General features: G+C 51.7%; 22 protein-coding genes. 20 read left to right on the forward strand and 2 right to left on the reverse strand.

What is annotated here, in order from left to right; genetic code table 11:
- Positions 1 to 10 precede the first annotated feature (10 nt).
- From QFI97_RS12050 to QFI97_RS12105, 12 genes are all read left to right on the forward strand, one after another.
- Positions 11 to 1042, forward strand: coding sequence for a major capsid protein (locus QFI97_RS12050; protein WP_346431241.1), 1032 nt, complete (start codon positions 11 to 13; stop codon positions 1040 to 1042).
- A gap of 39 nt (positions 1043 to 1081) precedes the next feature.
- Positions 1082 to 1369 (forward strand): hypothetical protein, encoded by a 288-nt coding sequence (locus QFI97_RS12055; RefSeq protein ID WP_346431242.1) that lies wholly within the window; start codon positions 1082 to 1084, stop codon positions 1367 to 1369.
- A gap of 2 nt (positions 1370 to 1371) precedes the next feature.
- Positions 1372 to 1752, forward strand: coding sequence for a DUF7370 family protein (locus QFI97_RS12060; protein WP_346431243.1), 381 nt, complete (start codon positions 1372 to 1374; stop codon positions 1750 to 1752).
- A complete protein-coding gene (locus QFI97_RS12065; RefSeq protein WP_346431244.1) occupies positions 1752 to 1925 on the forward strand; it encodes a hypothetical protein in 174 nt (57 codons plus the stop codon). Before QFI97_RS12060 ends, QFI97_RS12065 begins: the two co-directional genes overlap by 1 nt.
- Positions 1925 to 2290: a hypothetical protein gene (locus QFI97_RS12070; RefSeq protein WP_099843107.1), complete on the forward strand. Its 366-nt coding sequence runs from the start codon at positions 1925 to 1927 to the stop codon at positions 2288 to 2290. Before QFI97_RS12065 ends, QFI97_RS12070 begins: the two co-directional genes overlap by 1 nt.
- A 2-nt stretch (positions 2291 to 2292) precedes the next feature.
- A complete protein-coding gene (locus QFI97_RS12075) occupies positions 2293 to 2661 on the forward strand; it encodes a hypothetical protein (RefSeq protein WP_024358937.1) in 369 nt (122 codons plus the stop codon).
- On the forward strand, positions 2658 to 2897 hold the full coding sequence (locus QFI97_RS12080) for a hypothetical protein (protein ID WP_346431245.1): 240 nt from the start codon (positions 2658 to 2660) through the stop codon (positions 2895 to 2897). Before QFI97_RS12075 ends, QFI97_RS12080 begins: the two co-directional genes overlap by 4 nt.
- Positions 2894 to 3277: a phage tail termination protein gene (locus tag QFI97_RS12085; RefSeq protein WP_346431246.1), complete on the forward strand. Its 384-nt coding sequence runs from the start codon at positions 2894 to 2896 to the stop codon at positions 3275 to 3277. Before QFI97_RS12080 ends, QFI97_RS12085 begins: the two co-directional genes overlap by 4 nt.
- Positions 3278 to 3335: 58 nt before the next feature.
- The gene (locus QFI97_RS12090) at positions 3336 to 4100 is read left to right on the forward strand and encodes an immunoglobulin domain-containing protein (protein WP_346431247.1); all 765 of its coding nucleotides are present in this window, start codon (positions 3336 to 3338) and stop codon (positions 4098 to 4100) included.
- A 68-nt stretch (positions 4101 to 4168) separates the two neighbouring features.
- Positions 4169 to 4858, forward strand: coding sequence for a DUF6246 family protein (locus QFI97_RS12095; protein WP_346431248.1), 690 nt, complete (start codon positions 4169 to 4171; stop codon positions 4856 to 4858).
- 205 nt (positions 4859 to 5063) lie between these two features.
- A complete protein-coding gene (locus QFI97_RS12100; RefSeq protein ID WP_346431249.1) occupies positions 5064 to 5273 on the forward strand; it encodes a hypothetical protein in 210 nt (69 codons plus the stop codon).
- Positions 5274 to 5276: 3 nt separating this feature from the next.
- Positions 5277 to 6107 carry a hypothetical protein gene (locus tag QFI97_RS12105; RefSeq protein ID WP_346431250.1) on the forward strand — a complete coding sequence of 277 codons (831 nt, stop codon included), beginning with the start codon at positions 5277 to 5279 and terminating at the stop codon, positions 6105 to 6107.
- 45 nt (positions 6108 to 6152) lie between these two features.
- Here the strand turns inward: QFI97_RS12105 and QFI97_RS12110 are convergent, their stop codons facing one another.
- Complete coding sequence (locus QFI97_RS12110; protein ID WP_346431251.1) at positions 6153 to 6308, reverse strand: hypothetical protein; 156 nt, start codon at positions 6306 to 6308, stop codon at positions 6153 to 6155.
- A 195-nt stretch (positions 6309 to 6503) separates the two neighbouring features.
- Here QFI97_RS12110 and QFI97_RS12115 point away from each other — a divergent pair, with 195 nt between their 5' ends.
- The 3 genes from QFI97_RS12115 (at position 6504) to QFI97_RS12125 (ending at position 10981) form a co-directional block, all read left to right on the forward strand.
- The gene (locus tag QFI97_RS12115) at positions 6504 to 6884 is read left to right on the forward strand and encodes an SEN1984 family lipoprotein (protein WP_049264438.1); all 381 of its coding nucleotides are present in this window, start codon (positions 6504 to 6506) and stop codon (positions 6882 to 6884) included.
- 105 nt (positions 6885 to 6989) lie between these two features.
- Positions 6990 to 7496, forward strand: a complete 507-nt coding sequence (locus tag QFI97_RS12120; protein WP_346431252.1) for a hypothetical protein — start codon at positions 6990 to 6992, stop codon at positions 7494 to 7496.
- A 71-nt stretch (positions 7497 to 7567) separates the two neighbouring features.
- Entirely contained in the window at positions 7568 to 10981 is a 3414-nt protein-coding gene (locus QFI97_RS12125) for a tape measure protein (protein WP_346431253.1), read from the forward strand.
- Positions 10982 to 11009: 28 nt separating this feature from the next.
- Here QFI97_RS12125 and QFI97_RS12130 read toward each other — a convergent pair whose 3' ends face one another.
- On the reverse strand, positions 11010 to 11423 hold the full coding sequence (locus QFI97_RS12130; protein WP_346431254.1) for a hypothetical protein: 414 nt from the start codon (positions 11421 to 11423) through the stop codon (positions 11010 to 11012).
- Positions 11424 to 11584: 161 nt separating this feature from the next.
- Between QFI97_RS12130 and QFI97_RS12135 the strand changes: the two genes are divergently transcribed.
- The 5 genes from QFI97_RS12135 (at position 11585) to QFI97_RS12155 (ending at position 15961) form a co-directional block, all read left to right on the forward strand.
- Positions 11585 to 12058, forward strand: coding sequence for a hypothetical protein (locus QFI97_RS12135; RefSeq protein ID WP_346431255.1), 474 nt, complete (start codon positions 11585 to 11587; stop codon positions 12056 to 12058).
- Between the two features lie 94 nt (positions 12059 to 12152).
- On the forward strand, positions 12153 to 12629 hold the full coding sequence (locus tag QFI97_RS12140) for a hypothetical protein (protein ID WP_064386338.1): 477 nt from the start codon (positions 12153 to 12155) through the stop codon (positions 12627 to 12629).
- Positions 12629 to 13099, forward strand: a complete 471-nt coding sequence (locus tag QFI97_RS12145; RefSeq protein WP_346431256.1) for a hypothetical protein — start codon at positions 12629 to 12631, stop codon at positions 13097 to 13099. Before QFI97_RS12140 ends, QFI97_RS12145 begins: the two co-directional genes overlap by 1 nt.
- The gene (locus QFI97_RS12150; protein WP_346431257.1) at positions 13096 to 13491 is read left to right on the forward strand and encodes an NlpC/P60 family protein; all 396 of its coding nucleotides are present in this window, start codon (positions 13096 to 13098) and stop codon (positions 13489 to 13491) included. Before QFI97_RS12145 ends, QFI97_RS12150 begins: the two co-directional genes overlap by 4 nt.
- A complete protein-coding gene (locus QFI97_RS12155) occupies positions 13478 to 15961 on the forward strand; it encodes a host specificity factor TipJ family phage tail protein (RefSeq protein ID WP_346431258.1) in 2484 nt (827 codons plus the stop codon). Before QFI97_RS12150 ends, QFI97_RS12155 begins: the two co-directional genes overlap by 14 nt.
- Positions 15962 to 16022: the final 61 nt, after the last annotated feature.

Here is a 16022-nt window from a genome sequence, read left to right on the forward strand (position 1 = left end):
GAAAACACGAATGTTAAAGTTTACACCACAACAGCAGAGGCTAATCCTTAACGCCCGTCGCCGCTGGGACATGATGCAGCGAAACATGGCTGCACAGCATGGCTTTGCGGTTAACGACGCAAACGGCCAGTTCATCGCCTTCGACGAGCTCGTTGGTAATGCGTCAGTGCTGCCTAGAGATGTATGGGGCGAGTGGGACCGTTCGGCGATCACTGTTCAGCGTGATGTGCTGGCGGTATTTAATGACCTTGCATCCAGCGTATCCCGCCCGATGGCTCTCGGCAAAATCGTCCATTACTTTATGACCCTGTCCGACTCCGGTGATGTGAATATCAGCCTGGATGGCCGTGGCAAGTCGAAGGGTGATCAGCCCGTCATGGATTACGAAGGTACGCCGCTGCCGATCATCGACAGTGAACTGACCTTCGGCTGGCGTCAGATGCTGGCGGCTCAGACTGAAGGCTATTCGCTGGACAGCGACGCCATCTCCAACCATCAGCGCAAAGTCGCTGAGAAGTTGGAAGACATGGTGCTGAACGGTGATCCGAATATCAACGTTGGCGGCGCTACCATTTATGGTCTGCGTACTGCGCCTAACCGCGGAACCGGCACTCACGGCCTGACTCTGAACGGCGCTAGCGGCGCTCAGTGGGTTGCGGCAATCTCCAACCTGATTAATCTGCTGCATAACGAAAACTTCTATGCGCCGGTGACCATTTACCTGAACTACAAGGACTGGTTCTACGCGTCTGTGAACGACTATGCGGCGAACTATCCGAAGACCATCCTGTCCCGCATCATGGAAATTCCTGGTGTATCCGCGCTGGTTCCGGCCTCCAAAGTTCCGACGGATGAGCTTCTGGGCGTGGTTAAACGTCCGGACGTCGTTCAGATCCTGAATGGTATGCCGATGACCATGCGGCCGAAAGCGCGCCTTAACCCTGAAGATGATTACGTTTTCTCGGTTCTCGCCGCCGCGGCGCCGCAGTTCAAACACGATGCAAACGGCCAGGCAGGTTACGTCCAGCTTACCAAAGCATAATCAATGGGGCTCCGGCCCCATCTTTTTTACGGAGGCCGCATGGCTGGTAAAGAACAACAATGGCTGCTTACCCATGACAGTCACGAACTGAAAAAGGGTGAAGTCTACAAAGGCGAAACACTCCCGCTTTGGCTGGCTGGTAAGGCTATCCCCGTAAGCGATCAGGTACTTGAGGTGGCAACCCCGGGCGAGCTGGGGAAGCTGCAGGCTGACCTCGAAGAGGCCAACGGTAAGGTAGCGTCGCTGACTGAAGCGAATACCAAGCTGCAGGCTGACCTCGAAGAGGCTCAGAAGCAACTGGCTGAGTTGCAGAAGAAGGCGAAATAATCATGGCTGACCCAATCACAGCGGCAGACGTGCAGGCGTTCCTCGGTGAGTTGGGTTATGCCATTCCCGGCGCGCTGCTCGATCCGATTCTCTGCGTGGTGAACAAGATTATCCCGTGCCTCGACGGTGCGGGATACGACGAATGCACGGCAAAGCTCATCCTGATGTATGCCGCCGCGCTCATGGCGACGTCTTCCGGTGCCCGGCGTATAAAATCGCAGGGGGCGCCATCAGGAGCGTCGCGCTCGTTCGATTACGGCGAAGACGGGATTACCTGGCTGCGTGACTCGCTGGCGAAGCTCGATACGAGCGGATGCACCAGTGAGCTGCCGATTAGCGCCGGTAACAGCGTGGGCCTGTTCATGGTCGTTGGTGGCTGCTGATGGCATGGATTTCAGTGCAGCAACGGCTGCCGCGGACGTTCTCCCGGGTGTGGGTCATGACCGATACCGGCGAGCAAACGACGGCATACGTTAACGGTGCCGGGCAGTGGATGATTAACTGCCCTCGCATACAGGCTACAGGCGCAATCGTGCTGCGATGGAGGGATGGCTGATGTCGTCTACAGCTTCATGGTCATACAACAAGCCATGCACTCTCTGGAAAAGGATTCGAGATGCTGATGGAAGTGATACTGATGGCGGCGGACAGCCGTATGGCTTCCACCCTCCAATAAACATCATGTGTGATTACATTGGCGGACTTTCGTCAAAGCTCAGCGAGCTTGGGAAAGGGATTGTCGTAAAAAACACTTTCTTCACTGCTTACGCTGATGCTGAAGAGGGCGATTACATCCTTATCGGAACAAGCACCGATACCAACCCCTACAACACCAAAGCGGACGAAATAAGGGCTTTCACTCAGTGGAACGATACCCTTGACGGTGTTGAAGATGACTGGGCCATTATTACGGGAGTCTGATCATGGGAGCTAAAGTTCGCGGCATCCGCCAGGCTAAGGCCAATCTCGACCGCATCATTAAGGACGTGCAGGGGCGCAAGGTTGTGCGCGCACTGCAGTCGGCGATGCTCATCGGTAGTGCACAGGCGGCGCTCTACACCCCGATCGACACGTCGACGCTCATCAATAGCCAGTTCCGGGAAATCACCGCGAACGGCGTGCGGGTGACCGGGCGCGTTGGCTATACGGCTAACTATGCCGTCTTCGTTCATGACCCTGAAGTGAAGCAAAACTTCCGGCGCGCGACTGCGCAGAAAGAGTTCTTAACGAAGGGCTTCGAGGATACCCGCAGCCAGATCGACGCCGCGGTCAAGAAGGAGTTGTCATTATGAATCGCAACATCCTCATTATGAATCGCACTATCCATTTTGCCGGAGACGGCCTCGGTCCTCGCAAAGTATTTGTGAATGGCAACCAAATCGACGGGGTGTTTTTTGCTGATATCCAGCGCGGAATTGTTCGATATCATCCAAGGCCATTCAGAGCCCATAAACGCCATAAAGGCGAGCTCTACGAGCGTACTCTAAAGGGGCGCGTCGAAGTCGTTCCATGTGGAGAAGGCCAATGAATCCTCCAATGTACATGCGCCTCAAAGACCTGTTTGTAGCCGAAGGGCTAACTTCCGGGTTTAAGGTGCAGTGGCGGATATGGCGCGATACTGGCAAGGATGCCGACCAGTTCATCGTGTTCCGGCCTTCTGGCGGTACCAATATAGAGTACGACCGCGGCGGCGACTGGTATGTGATGGTTGATGTCGTTTCATCAAAATCGAATCCTGATGGCGCGGACTCCGCGGTTAACGCCATTGTCGAATATATCAGCGCACAATCTGGCGCGGATGACTGCGTTGGCGCACTGAGCCTTGTCGGCAACGTTCCGGCGCCAATATCCACCGAAGAGGGCCGGTTAGTAACCCGGCTGCTCGTCTCATGCACATACGGCGAATAATCGCCAGAATCACCCATCAGGCTGCCATCTGGCGGCCTTTTTTATTTGAGAGGTACACATGCAGGGCTGCCAGAATGATACCGGTAAGCTGATCGGCAAAGTAGCGGTACTCCGCATGGCTATGGGCTGTGCTGATACCGTTCCGGCTCTTTCCGAATGGAAGCGCCTGGGCGCGCTAACCACGAAAGGTTTCGACTACTCCATGAATACCGTCACCTCTGAGGCTGACGATACGAAAGGTCTGGTTGAGAACCTGGTCAACAACATGGATTTCACCATCTCCGGGGAAGGGGAATTCCGTAAGCAGGATAAAACGACTGAAATCGGCGCCATTGCTATCTCGAAATATATTTTCGATGAAGTGCAGGCCGGCCGCCAGCCTACGGTCTGGGTCCGCTTCGACTTTGTGGGCGAGGATGCCGGGACCTACATCATGGGGTACTTCAACACCACTTCATGGTCTGGTGACTTCGGCACCTCCGACATTTCCACCTTCTCTGGTGAGTGGAAAGTTGCTGACGCGGACACCGTCGTATTTGAAGTCGCTCCGCCGGCGCTGGCATTCACCACGAACCTAACGGCGACTAAATCCGTTGCTACTGGCTCCGCTCTTAACATGCAGGTGGTCGTTGAAGGCGGCACGTCTCCATACACCTACGTATGGAAAAAAGACGGATCCGTAGTCAGCGGACAAACCACAGCTACGTTTAACAAGGCCAGTGCGGTCTCTGGTGACGCCGGGGTTTACACCTGCGAAGTCACGGACTCTGCAGCGACGCCAGTCAAGATCACCTCAGTGGCATGCACGGTCACGATCAGCTAATCACCTGGCTGTTTCGTGAATAGTACAAAGGGCGTTGCGGCGCCCTTGATACTGTTTATGGAGCGACTATGACCCCCATTAAAGAATTAGGTGAGTGCCTTATCGGTACCGATGACCGGGAATTCTTTTTCCGACCGTCATTCCGCAACATGGCACGTATAGGCGAGCCCGCGGAAATCGTCCAGACGTTCTATGAGCTGTGCAACGATGATGCGACGCCATTAGTGCAGCGCGCAGCAGAGGCTTATATCCGCGACGAGTACAGCCGGCTTCCGGATTGTGTGTTGCGGTATATCCAGAGCGGCCTTCTGACTCGCAAAGCCATCATGGCGGCGCATACAGTGCTTACGGCGTGCTGCGATGACGATATTGGCGATCTGGTTGGCTGGATGAAGCCGGCTAAATCACGAAAGCATGGCTTTGTCTGGCGGCCTGGCAGCATGCCTCCGGAGAACATGATTATAGTCGCGCAAAACCTGATGATGCACGGCATCGTTGGCAAGGCGAAGATTCGCCAGTTGCAGCGCTATGAAAGCAACGAAACCACCTCGGAATTCCGCGCTGCCGATTACATCATGGCGGCACGCAACCATTTCGGCATAAGCCGGGATGAGGCTGAGAACCTCACCATGACGGAATTCGCGATGATGCTCAACGCCAAATACCCGAACCAGAAAGGATTTACTCGCGAAGAGTTCGACACAGTCATGGAAGAAGACGATCGGCGCTGGCAGGCGATGATGGAGAAAGCGTCTTAGCAATCGGGAATGCATCGACAATTGAATCGAAATCGTGACATGTCACAACACAAAGTTTGTGAGCGCCGCGCTTGACCACCAGATCAACATAACTTAATCTTCAATCACAACAACAAATATTGTTGAAAAAATTCGGTTAAGGGCTTGGCGGCGTATGGTTCGCTAAGCTCTTTTTACACCCAAAAAGGTAGATTGAGGAGGAGCTATGTTTAGTTTCTCGAACAAAGGAAAGCCAACAGTTAGCGCTGAAAGTCCCGTAGAGCGCTTAACGAATATCCTTGTCGATAACCAGGACAGACTCACAATTGATCGTGATGGCGTAATCAGCTTAAACCTGGAAAACGATAAGGTTCGCAAAGAGATGAAACGCCAGTTTCAGTTCCTTGCAAGAGTAGAACCTGCCAAGGCAAGGTGACTGATGGGGACTCTTTTGCTATCAGTCATCCTGGTCAGTGGTTACATTTTTACGGTTACATCAGTATCTACGAGATACAAATTTAAGCGCTCTGATGGTTGGGGCGCTTACTTTTATGTGGCGACATGGGGAACCGGGTTCTGCATATTGAGTTGGATGATATGCTCAATAATGGGATTCATGGGGCTCATTGATTTCTCAGCGAAACTGGTGGGAATGAACAAGGAAAATGCCAAATTACTTATTCCACTGTCTGCAGATGCAGTTGCAACAGGGAAGAGCTTAAAGATAGCTCTATGGTTGGTTGGCTCTATTGCACTTTCTACATTTTGTGGCCTTCTAAACAAGGGGTGGCATGCATGGGGAAACAATAGGTTCAAAGCCCTCGCAAAGGCGGCAAGGAACCATCCTCTTGAAACTTTGGCCATTGAGGCTTCTGCTACGTTAGCGCCCGTCATTTTCACTTTGAAATCAAAGAAATTTTATGTCGGATGGGTTATTCGTCCTCCCTTGGAGCATGGAAAAATTGAGCACATGGCTTTCATCCCACTGCTCAGCGGTTATAGGGATAAAGACACGCTAAAAATTGTCGTCACGACAAACTATATAACCCATTATGAAAGCATCGGCTTATATGGTGATGTTTTAGGTGTAAATGGTCCGCCAAGGGTTAATAGCAATCTAACCTTTAATGACTTCAGGGTTGTATGCCCAGTTTCAGAAATTGAAAACTTATCCTTTTTTGATTTTGAAACCTACAACAACTTTAAGTCGCAGGAAGAAAAAGAAGAAAAAAATCTGCGAAGGATTAGAACTAAAGTTGCAAGGCTGTAGCGTTAAGAATGAAACCCGCCCTCCGGCGGGTTTTTGCTTTCTGGATTACCGGGCGTGTGTGACAACGATAGCCAGACCAAACCCTAACGCCATCATCAATGATCCGGCCCCTGCCGCACCACCCACGGACACCATTGCTGCCAGGGATGCACACATTTTCGTGAATCGGCGATCATTGACAGCGTTTTTCAGTCGTTTCATTTCTTATCCTCGGTCAGGCAGAGACGTTCTGGTAGTAGAACAGTAAGAGCCTAATCTGATTTATGGGAATCTCTGGCATAAAAAACAGGACAAAACGTCCTGTTTCATTAAATAGTTTCCGCCCCATGGCTTTTGTCGTGCCCCACATCCCTGATAGGATTGCTCAGAACAATACCAAAGGGATGATTAAACAAAATGAAGAAAATTTTAGTCGCAACTGCGATTGCTTTAACACTGGCTGGTTGTGCCTCTTCTGGAAATCAGCAGCTCAGTAAAGAGTCTGAAACCAGCGTCCAGTCAAAGCTTCAGGAAGGGAAAACCACCAAGGCAGAGGTTAAGAACACCTTCGGATCGCCTGATAACGTGTCTTATACCGACGGCGGTAATGAAATCTGGAAGTATTCCTTCGCTAAAGTGAAAGTTAATGGCACCTCATTCATTCCGTTCTATGGGCTTTTCCATAACGGTACGAACGGGACAAAGAAAGAGCTTACGATCCTGTTTAAGGATGACGTTGTGGCGAAGTATACGATGGCTGAGTCGGCCATTAACACAAAGACAGGCTGGGCCGACTAAGCACAAAGATAACCTCACTTCGGTGAGGTTTTTTGCTTCTGGTTGCATTGAATCCTGAGACATCCCTGCTAATCTGTTCCAAAATAAACCAATGGAGATAGGGATGTGAAAAAATTTATTTTTGCAGCAATAGCTTTGGTTGCATTTAGCACACACGCAAAAGATTGGACGCCTTCATATCAAAACGATGAAATGCGTGGTACAGCTCAGAAGTTTCTAACACTTGACTCTGAAAATTCTGCCGATTTTGATTTTCCCTATAACGGTGGTTCTGAACTGTCAATTGTCCTACGCTCCAAAAAGACCACTTTGAAAAAGGGTCAGAGGCCGGAGGAGTTGATGCCAACAGAGGCGCTGTTACTTATAAGTAAAGGCCAGTTTTTATGTAACTCGTATGATGGTTGCCATGTGTCTGTTAAGTTCGATCAAGACAAGATAAAAACATATTCAATGAATGAAGCTGCTGATGGCAGCGCTGACGTGATTTTCTTCTCAGCACCCTCTGGATTCATAAAAAACATTAAATCTCATAAGCAAGTAATTATCGAGGCTGAATTTTACCAGGAAGGGAAAAAACAGTTTAAGTTCAATATAGATAATTATCCAGGGTAGTACCTTCACACGAACTCATAGAATTCTATCAACCCGCTCCGGCGGGTTTTTTAATCCCCGGAGAAAAGTAAATGGCAGAGAACGCCGGCGGCATTTATTACGATATTGAGATGGATGTACGCGGTCTGCTGACTTCGCAGCAGCGTGTAAATCAGCGCCTGGACCTGATGGAGCGTGGTTTTGATAAAACGTCACGCTCTATTGATACGACAGAGCGCTCGATGTCGAGTCTATCGCGCGTAGCTGTTGGACTTACTGCGGCGCTTTCCGTGCAGCAGGTGGCTGGATATGCTGATGCGTGGGCCACGGTTAATAATAAATTATCTAACTCCCTTCGCCCGTCTGAACAACTCGCTGATGTAACCGAACGCGTTTTCAACATCACGCAGCAGACTCGCAGCAGCTTGGATGCTACTGCATCCCTATATGCACGTTTAGAGAGAGCCACCAGGCAATACGGAACCAGCGCTGGAGATCTGGCAAAATTAACCACGATTATCAATCAGGGATTTGTGGTTTCGGGCGCAACGGCACAAGAGGCTGAAAATGCCATTATTCAGCTATCTCAGGGCTTGGCCTCTGGCGCGTTGCGCGGTGAGGAATTCAACTCTGTAAACGAGCAGGGTAACCGCCTTATCGTAGCCCTTGCTGACTCTATGGGGGTCAGCATCGGCCAGATGCGCAACATGGCGGCACAGGGCAAGCTAACGACAGATGTTGTGGTTAACGGCCTGCTTTCCCAGGGGAGTGTAATCGGTGCTGAATTTGCCAACACCACTACGACTATCAGCCAGGCTCTTCAGGTTGCTGGCAACAACATCACTAAGTTTTTTGGTGAAAATTCTACGGTTAAAACAGGCGCGGCAATTTTCAGTGATGCAGTCGTCACCATCAGTGAAAATATTGGCGGACTGAGCGCGTTGCTGACTGGTGTCGCGGCTATTCTTGGGAGTCGGTATGTCGGCGCCTTAACTATGGCCACTGCGGCTAAAATCAAAGCAGCTGCCGCATCTCGCACGCTTTCAGCAGAAGAATCATTAGCAGCTCAGGCTGCCGCGAATAAAGCAGCGGCAGACCTCAGGGCTGCAGCGGTCGCAAAAGAACGGGCCTTAGATGAGATAAGGCTCGCAGAAATGATGCGGCTTACTGCTATCAGCGAGACCAACGCTGCGGCAGCTGAACAGCGCTTGTCCGTTGCCAGGGTTGCGGCTGCCGGTGCGGTTGATAATTACAATCGAGCACTGGCGGCAAACAGGGCTGCTCAAATGGCTCTCTCATCTGGTGCCAGCCTGGCTAGCAGAGCTCTCGGGTTAATTGGTGGGCCTGCCGGAGCGGCAATGCTTGCTGCTAGTGCAATCCTTTACTTTTCACAGCGCGCAAAAGAGGCCAGGAATGACGCTAATGCCCTTGCAGATAGCGTTAACGATCTGAGCTCAAAATTCCAGACGATGTCGCATACAGAGCTGGCGGCAACGATAGGAAAGCTAAGCCAAAGCCTGCCTGAATTAAGTGACGCGGTATCCGACGCACAAAAGGAATTCAATGACGCGACATCTGCTGTCCAGCGACAACAGCGAGAAATTGCAAACTGGGGTACGAATACAACGAGAGGGCGGCAGGCTGCCGAGGCGCTTGGCGGCGCACAGGATAACCTAGCTATAGCCACCCTTGAGCTGGAGAAGGCCCAGAACAGACTAAGCCAAACCCAAAACGCCATTAATATTGGTCGAGCTACGCTAAACGGAACTATGAAGCAAGGTATTGATTTGCTTCGCAGGGATGGACAGGAAGCGGGAATTGCTGCCGGCATGATGAGCAAATTGGGAGATATGATTAATTTTGCTTCCAAGGCAAAAGACAAATTTAATTCCAGCAGTCTCATGGTTGAGCGCCCGAAAGATGTTCAGGAATATCTGGATAAGCTACAGGATCAGGTAACGCTTCAGAGTGAGCTTAATGACAGAAAGCGTGCTCAATTAAAGGCTGAGCAGGACATAAGAAAACTTGGTGGCACAGATGCTGATGTAAACCTCGCAAGGGATAGGGCAGCAGCTGAATATGATGCTCAGCAAGCTCAACAAAGCAATAAGAAAGCGACCAAGGAAGCAGCTTCAGAAGCTAAAAAGTTTGGTAATCAGCAGGAATCTGTAACTCAGAAACTTTCCGACCTCAAGCAGCAATCTGAACTGGCTGCAGACTCAACTCAGGAGTTGAGCCGAGAGCAGGCCATTTTGACAGCTCAGCTTTCGCTCGGTAAGGGAGCCACTCAGGAGCAACTCGCACTTGCTGGCCAGTATGCGGCTAAAAAGTGGGATACGGCTAACGCCATCAGGGCTCAGGCAGCGGCTGAAAAACTACTCCCTGAAGCTAAAGAGAATGCGTCTTACCAGCAGGATGTAAAGGACTTACAGACTGCGCTGGACGCAAAAAAAATCACCCAGCAGCGGTATGACCAAACCAGTGAGCAACTGGAGGCTCAGCACCAGGCCAATCTCGCAAAAATTCGCTCACAACAGGCTGTGACGCCACAGCAGCATGCCGCCGGTGATGTCGACCCAGTCCAGAACCTGGCAAACCAGCACGCGCAGCAGCTTGCGTTAATCCAGCAATATGAGCAGCAGGGCGTTATTGTTCACAACCAGGCTCTGCTGTTGAAAAATGCAGCTGACATGCAGTATGAAAAGGCCAGGACGGATGCGCAATGGGCTCTGTTCACTCAGCAGAGTGTGGGCTATGAGGCGCTGGGCGCCGCCGTCGACGCATTTGGTGCCCAGGCATCTAATGCGCTAACCGGAATAATCACCGGAAGCATGTCGGCGAGCGACGCACTCCGCTCAATTGGCAGCACCATTTTGAACGATGTGATCAACACGTTCGTGCAAATGGGTATCCAGCAGGCTAAATCAGCAATCATGGGGGCAACGGCTCAGAATGCCGCGATTGCCACCACGACTGCGGCGCAGGTCGGTTCCTTGGCCACCACCACGACAGCCAGTGCAGCATCAGCGACAGCGACTACAGCGGCATGGACTCCGGCCGCCTTGGTTGCATCCATCGGTTCCTTCGGTGGCGCGGCAGTGATTGGCTTGGGCGCGCTGATTGCTGCCCTTGCTGTAGGGTCATCTCTGGCTGGTAAGCGCAAAAACGGCGGGCCAGTTTCTGCGGGCTCGATGTACCAGATAGGCGAAGGCGGCATGCCTGAAATCTACAAGGCCAGTAATGGCAGCCAGTACATGATCCCCGGTGATAATGGTTCTGTTATCAGCAACAAGGATTTGAGCGGTTCTGGCGGAGGCGGGTCACTGCAGGTGACCAATAACGTCTACAACTACGCTAGCGGGGTAAGCGTTGACACGCGCAGCAGCCAGAATGGAAGCGAACTGCTGATAGAAACGTTCATTACCGACATGGAAACCGGTGGCCCAATGTCAAGCCAGATGGAGTCCACCTACGGCCTCCGCCGGCAGGCAAACGGCGATTACTAAAACCAACCCGCTTCGGCGGGTTGTTTCATTACTGAGGAAGAGAATTCATTACCCCATCCAAATCTCGCCTCTCAAACTCTGAAACCCAACCACAGGATGCGCAATGAAAAGTGGAGTCACTGAAGTCGGCGCCGACCGCTTTAAAACAGTTGGGGCAATAAACAGCCCTTGCGTACCCACCCGAGGAATCTTTTCTAAAGGCCGCAGTGCGATGAAGGACAAATTGCTCCTTTGCCCGGTAAGCCTCTATCTGCTTCGTAAGTTCTACGTTTTTGGCTTCCGCCTCGGAAAGTTTCTGCTCGGTGGCAGTATGGGCTTTCTGAAGTACGTCAATCTGCTCGCCGATGAAAGCGATGCGTTCGCGCAGAACCTCGTTGCTTTGAACGGCAGAAAGAGTACCAAGTCCACTTTTGAGGGACGTAATCAGTAAGCCAAAATCCATATTCAACTCCTTTGCTGTGTGAGACAACAAACTATCCTGGGTTTTGGCGCTTTCCTATCCTGATAGATGATCAGTGCTTATTGTTTGGACAACAAAAATACATTCTCAGCCAAAGGCATTTCTTATAGGATATTATTTTTTAACGCAAAAGGAGATTCGTTATGTTTAGAAGCTTTAATGACATGATTAATAAGAAAAATTTACTCGATGAGCAGTTTTTGACTCGAATAAAATTCTTAGAAGAGAATATTAAAAATTTATTACGGGCTTATCGCGTGTCGATTGGTCTTAGTGATGATAAAACATGGAAGGATAAGGATAATTTTGAAAGAAGTTATGTTTTGCCTATGGATTTAGTTAATGATGAGTATGTGCTTAAAGGAACAAATGCCATAAAATCAAACCCATGCAAATACTTTATCGGCACAGTATTGGGATTTAAGCAATCTAAACCCGAGGTTGCGGGGTGCTGGGTGATACTGAAAACAGACGTCAATGCCAAAAGTCTATTTGTGACCGTTGGCAGCCATCCAACCTTAAAGGAGTTTGAAGTTGAAGGCGGAGATTTTTCTAATGTTTGTCTAGAAATTCAAAAAATAACATTTCAAGATATTGATAGATTTAAGAAAAATTAATTCCTTAAACCTGCCCTCCGGCGGGTTTTTGCTTTCTGGACACATCAAACAACAAACCTCGCTCCGGCGGGGTTTTTTATTGCCCGGAGGAAACGTGGCTACAGTTTCATACCCGGATATGCTGCCGCTTCCTCAGCGCGCAGACCAGAACATGACGCAGGATACTGCGTGGCAGACGACGACTCCGGCGGTCGGTCCCGTCATCTTCACGCCGTTAACCACTGACCTGAAATCGACCTGGTCGCTGCAGTGGAAATTCACGTTGCAGCAGGCCGAGCGCTTTAAATCGTGGCTCCGCTCACCGACGTACTGTGACCGCGGGCGTAACTGGTTCCAGATGCGGATTGACCTTGGCGATACGCAGGGCGTGCAGTTGCAGACCCTGCATTTCATCAGTATGCCGGTACAGACCAGCAAAAACGGGAACATCGTCACCTGGACCGCTAGCGTCATCTGTAACGGCATTGAGGACATCACCGAGGACTACGACGACTGGATCGTCGAGGCGCCAGAGAATTACGGCTACTGGCTGGATTATCTGGTCACTGCTGTTATGCCGAGGGCTGACTAATGCCGACATTGAGAGAGTGGAAGGAGCGCCGGCCGGCGAGCGATATCAAACAGACCGTCGAGTTTTATCACCCGGCATTCGGTTACTACCGCGTGGTCAATAAGCTGTTTCGTGAAGCGTCGTTCGGCGGGAACGTTTACCAGCCTGCGGCCTTCGAAATTACAGAGCCCACACAGAACGGATCGGCCATCATCACAATGGCTATCACATTCCTGCAGGGCGCCGAGGACGTCAGGAACACGCTGAAGAGCTGGAAAGGAGCTGGGCGCATGACCCCCATAACCTGCGTATACCGACAATGGAATGCGATCGGTGATTCGGATCCGCTTAAGGCCTGGTCACTCTTTGTGAAGGACGTCGGTGCAGACGGCAGCAACGTCACTGTGAACTCTGGCAAGACCAACCCGCTCACGCTGGCCAACCCCATCATTTACACCACGAAAGACTACCCTGGGCTAATTACGGTATGACACAGAGCGAATTTATCGGGCTGGTTAATGGCAAGCCCTGGGCTAACCGCGCCTGCACTTTCGACGAGCTGGATTGCTGGGGCCTCGTGGTGTTGTATTACCGGCATGTACTGGGGCTGGAGCTTCACCACGTCGCCGGCTACGAGTCTGGCTCAGATTTCATCACCTGCTACGAAGAAGAACTCGAACACTGGCGCCGGGTTCCGGTGCCGGTTTCCGGCTGCCTTGCGGTGTTCTATTACGGCAATCAGCCGGCGCACGTCGGCGTGATGATTAATCCGGGGAAATGCCTTCACTCCCGCGGCGAGTTCGGCTTCGTGAGAATGGATAGCGCAGTCATCCTTCAGAAAATCTATAACAACGCGGAGTATCTGGTGCATGGTTCGATATGAGCTGCAGCGCCTGCCGGGCGCTCCCAAGCAACGCGGAACGGAAGAGCCTGGCACTCAGTTGATCGCCTTGCTCGACAAGCTGAAATTGCATAACAACGTCGTGGTTAAGCTCAACGGCCGTAAGCTGGATGATGATTTCGACCTGTCATGTCCGTTGCGCGCTGGCGACGTCGTTGCCGTATTTGACCAGCCAGAGGGCGGAGGCCTGATAAAGACGCTTCTTAACCCGATTGAGCACCTGAACCCGATCCGCTTCACCAAGAAGGTGCTGGCGGGAATCACCGGGCAACAGACTGCATCATCACCCTCTATTTCAACCGGCGAGTCACCGAACAACGACGCAACAGGGCAAACCAACCGGGCCCGACTGTATAAAGGGCGCCCGAATATTTACGGCCAGTGCCGTGTCTTTCCTGACCTGATTCAGCAGGCGCTGTTTGAGTTTATCGACAACAACAAATACATCACTGAATGGTTTGAGGTCGGCTACGGGAAATACACGATTTCCTCTGTGCGCTACTCAGAATCAAACCTCGGCAGTTTGGCCGGCGCCAGCTACCAGACGTTTGACCCAGGAGTGACGATCGGGACTATCGATGTCGGGTATCAGTTTGACGATGTCGATAACGAAGAGGTTCCGGGCCTGAACGAAAGTGAGGATTTCCCGGCCCAGACCGCGACGACTACAGCGCCGACGGCGATGGTGATAGAGAGCAACCAAATCAAGGCAACGGTGCTCTCGAACGATGACAACTTTACGTACTTCGCCGCTCTGGCCGTTCCGCACCCGGTGACGTTCGTTATCAATGCCACCTGGAATGCTGGCGGCAGCACTGTAACGCGCAACGTAACCGGCAGTGCCAATATCGTCTATTCGGAGAGCTTTATCGGCGACGACACCCTGTCTTATACCACTTTCTATCTCGGTGAGATGACAGGGGAGATAACCACGCTACCGGCGGACGCAACCATCAACCTGACGCTGTTCACTCTGAACGACCAGACGCCGCTGGTGATTGGGCCGTCAGTGTCGCCGCTTGAGTCATCTCAGGTATGGGTGCACGTAATGGTTCAGCTCGGCGCAACGGCGGGAACGTCACGCTATCGGATCCGGTTCTGGAAAGTCGACGACAGTAACAACCAGATACCGGGCACTTCCGAGCAGTACGATTATTTCTTCGATAACGATTTCCAGGTGACTACGCGGTATTTTCGCACCTCGCACAAATACACACCGGCCGCCGGCGCCGGTCGGTATGCTGTGACGATTGAACGCCTGGATAACAGCAATGACGGCAACGTTGTGACGCTGATGGCGATCCACGCGGTCAATACGCGTGAAAACGTGGTTTATCCAGATGACACTATCGCGAAGGTCACCATCAAGGGGCCGAACAACAGCAACAGTAACCGCGAGCAGAAATACAACATGCTCGCTCAGCGCCATACCATCAGCTATGACCGCGCAACTGGTCTGATTGACTATACGCTGCGCCCGAGCCGCTCTTTTGCCGATGCGGTTCTGCACGAGTGGATTGTGATCGGCCGACAGGACGTTTCGAGTATCGATGTCGCAACGCTGTACGCGATCGCCGACTCGATAACCGTTCCGGAGTTAGGATATTTCGATTACACCTTCTCGGATGAAAAGCTCTCCCTTGGCGAGAGAATCAAAACCATCTGCAATGTAGCCCGCGTCGACGGGAACAATATTGGCGATGTGCTGACGTTCTGGCGCGATGAAAAAGTAGCGAATCCTGATGCTGTTTTTGCGCGTTCAAACATGTTCTGGGACGAGTACAAAGTCACATGGACTATGTCACTGCCCGGCGGCTATGACGGCGTCACGTTGGATTATGTCGACCCGCTCACCAATAAAAAGTCGTACATCTATCTGCAGATAGACCAGAGCGGCATCGTTGAAGTCGAAGATGCGACTATCAACGCGCTGCAGATCAGTCTTGACGGCTGTCGTAATAAAACGCAGGCGGAGGACCGGGCGTGGCTGGAAGCGCGCCGCATTCTGCTCTCGCGCGTCGGTATGACGGTGAAAGTGCTGGACTCAACGCAGGTTATCCGCGGCGCAGTGGTGCAGTGTCCGGACATGTACGACAACAAGCAGCAGAACGGCTATATCACCGCCCGCAGCGGGGATGTGTTTTCGACGTCAGAGCGCATTGATTTCACTCTCGGAGATCTGTGGGTGGTGATGACGGATAGCCTGGGTAATTACCGCGGGCGCTGGCGAGCATACCCCGTAACCGGAAAGACTAAAGCGTTCCAGGCTGCAGCTGATGCATTCGACCTGAATATTTACGACCGCACTACGGTGCAGAACGCCAGTCGCTATTTCATCGCAACCAGCACAGAACTTAACTCCACCATCTGGCGCGTCGAAACAGCCAAACCCAATGGCGACGACACTCAGACGCTAACTCTTTCTGAATATTCAGACTCGATTTATCCGTAACACACAGCAGCAATAACCAACCTTCGCGCACTCCATCAGATTTGTTTCTGAAGGTTTCGTG

The organism is Klebsiella scottii (assembly GCF_036561945.1).
Lineage (GTDB): Bacteria > Pseudomonadota > Gammaproteobacteria > Enterobacterales > Enterobacteriaceae > Klebsiella > Klebsiella scottii.

Coding starts and splice junctions, on each gene's coding strand:
- QFI97_RS12050 (WP_346431241.1), top strand. CDS start 11: ATGTTAAAGTTTACACCACAACAGCAGAGGCTAATCCTTAACGCCCGT.
- QFI97_RS12055 (WP_346431242.1), top strand. CDS start 1,082: ATGGCTGGTAAAGAACAACAATGGCTGCTTACCCATGACAGTCACGAA.
- QFI97_RS12060 (WP_346431243.1), top strand. CDS start 1,372: ATGGCTGACCCAATCACAGCGGCAGACGTGCAGGCGTTCCTCGGTGAG.
- QFI97_RS12065 (WP_346431244.1), top strand. CDS start 1,752: ATGGCATGGATTTCAGTGCAGCAACGGCTGCCGCGGACGTTCTCCCGG.
- QFI97_RS12070 (WP_099843107.1), top strand. CDS start 1,925: ATGTCGTCTACAGCTTCATGGTCATACAACAAGCCATGCACTCTCTGG.
- QFI97_RS12075 (WP_024358937.1), top strand. CDS start 2,293: ATGGGAGCTAAAGTTCGCGGCATCCGCCAGGCTAAGGCCAATCTCGAC.
- QFI97_RS12080 (WP_346431245.1), top strand. CDS start 2,658: ATGAATCGCAACATCCTCATTATGAATCGCACTATCCATTTTGCCGGA.
- QFI97_RS12085 (WP_346431246.1), top strand. CDS start 2,894: ATGAATCCTCCAATGTACATGCGCCTCAAAGACCTGTTTGTAGCCGAA.
- QFI97_RS12090 (WP_346431247.1), top strand. CDS start 3,336: ATGCAGGGCTGCCAGAATGATACCGGTAAGCTGATCGGCAAAGTAGCG.
- QFI97_RS12095 (WP_346431248.1), top strand. CDS start 4,169: ATGACCCCCATTAAAGAATTAGGTGAGTGCCTTATCGGTACCGATGAC.
- QFI97_RS12100 (WP_346431249.1), top strand. CDS start 5,064: ATGTTTAGTTTCTCGAACAAAGGAAAGCCAACAGTTAGCGCTGAAAGT.
- QFI97_RS12105 (WP_346431250.1), top strand. CDS start 5,277: ATGGGGACTCTTTTGCTATCAGTCATCCTGGTCAGTGGTTACATTTTT.
- QFI97_RS12110 (WP_346431251.1), bottom strand. CDS start 6,308: ATGAAACGACTGAAAAACGCTGTCAATGATCGCCGATTCACGAAAATG.
- QFI97_RS12115 (WP_049264438.1), top strand. CDS start 6,504: ATGAAGAAAATTTTAGTCGCAACTGCGATTGCTTTAACACTGGCTGGT.
- QFI97_RS12125 (WP_346431253.1), top strand. CDS start 7,568: ATGGCAGAGAACGCCGGCGGCATTTATTACGATATTGAGATGGATGTA.
- QFI97_RS12130 (WP_346431254.1), bottom strand. CDS start 11,423: ATGGATTTTGGCTTACTGATTACGTCCCTCAAAAGTGGACTTGGTACT.
- QFI97_RS12135 (WP_346431255.1), top strand. CDS start 11,585: ATGTTTAGAAGCTTTAATGACATGATTAATAAGAAAAATTTACTCGAT.
- QFI97_RS12145 (WP_346431256.1), top strand. CDS start 12,629: ATGCCGACATTGAGAGAGTGGAAGGAGCGCCGGCCGGCGAGCGATATC.
- QFI97_RS12150 (WP_346431257.1), top strand. CDS start 13,096: ATGACACAGAGCGAATTTATCGGGCTGGTTAATGGCAAGCCCTGGGCT.
- QFI97_RS12155 (WP_346431258.1), top strand. CDS start 13,478: ATGGTTCGATATGAGCTGCAGCGCCTGCCGGGCGCTCCCAAGCAACGC.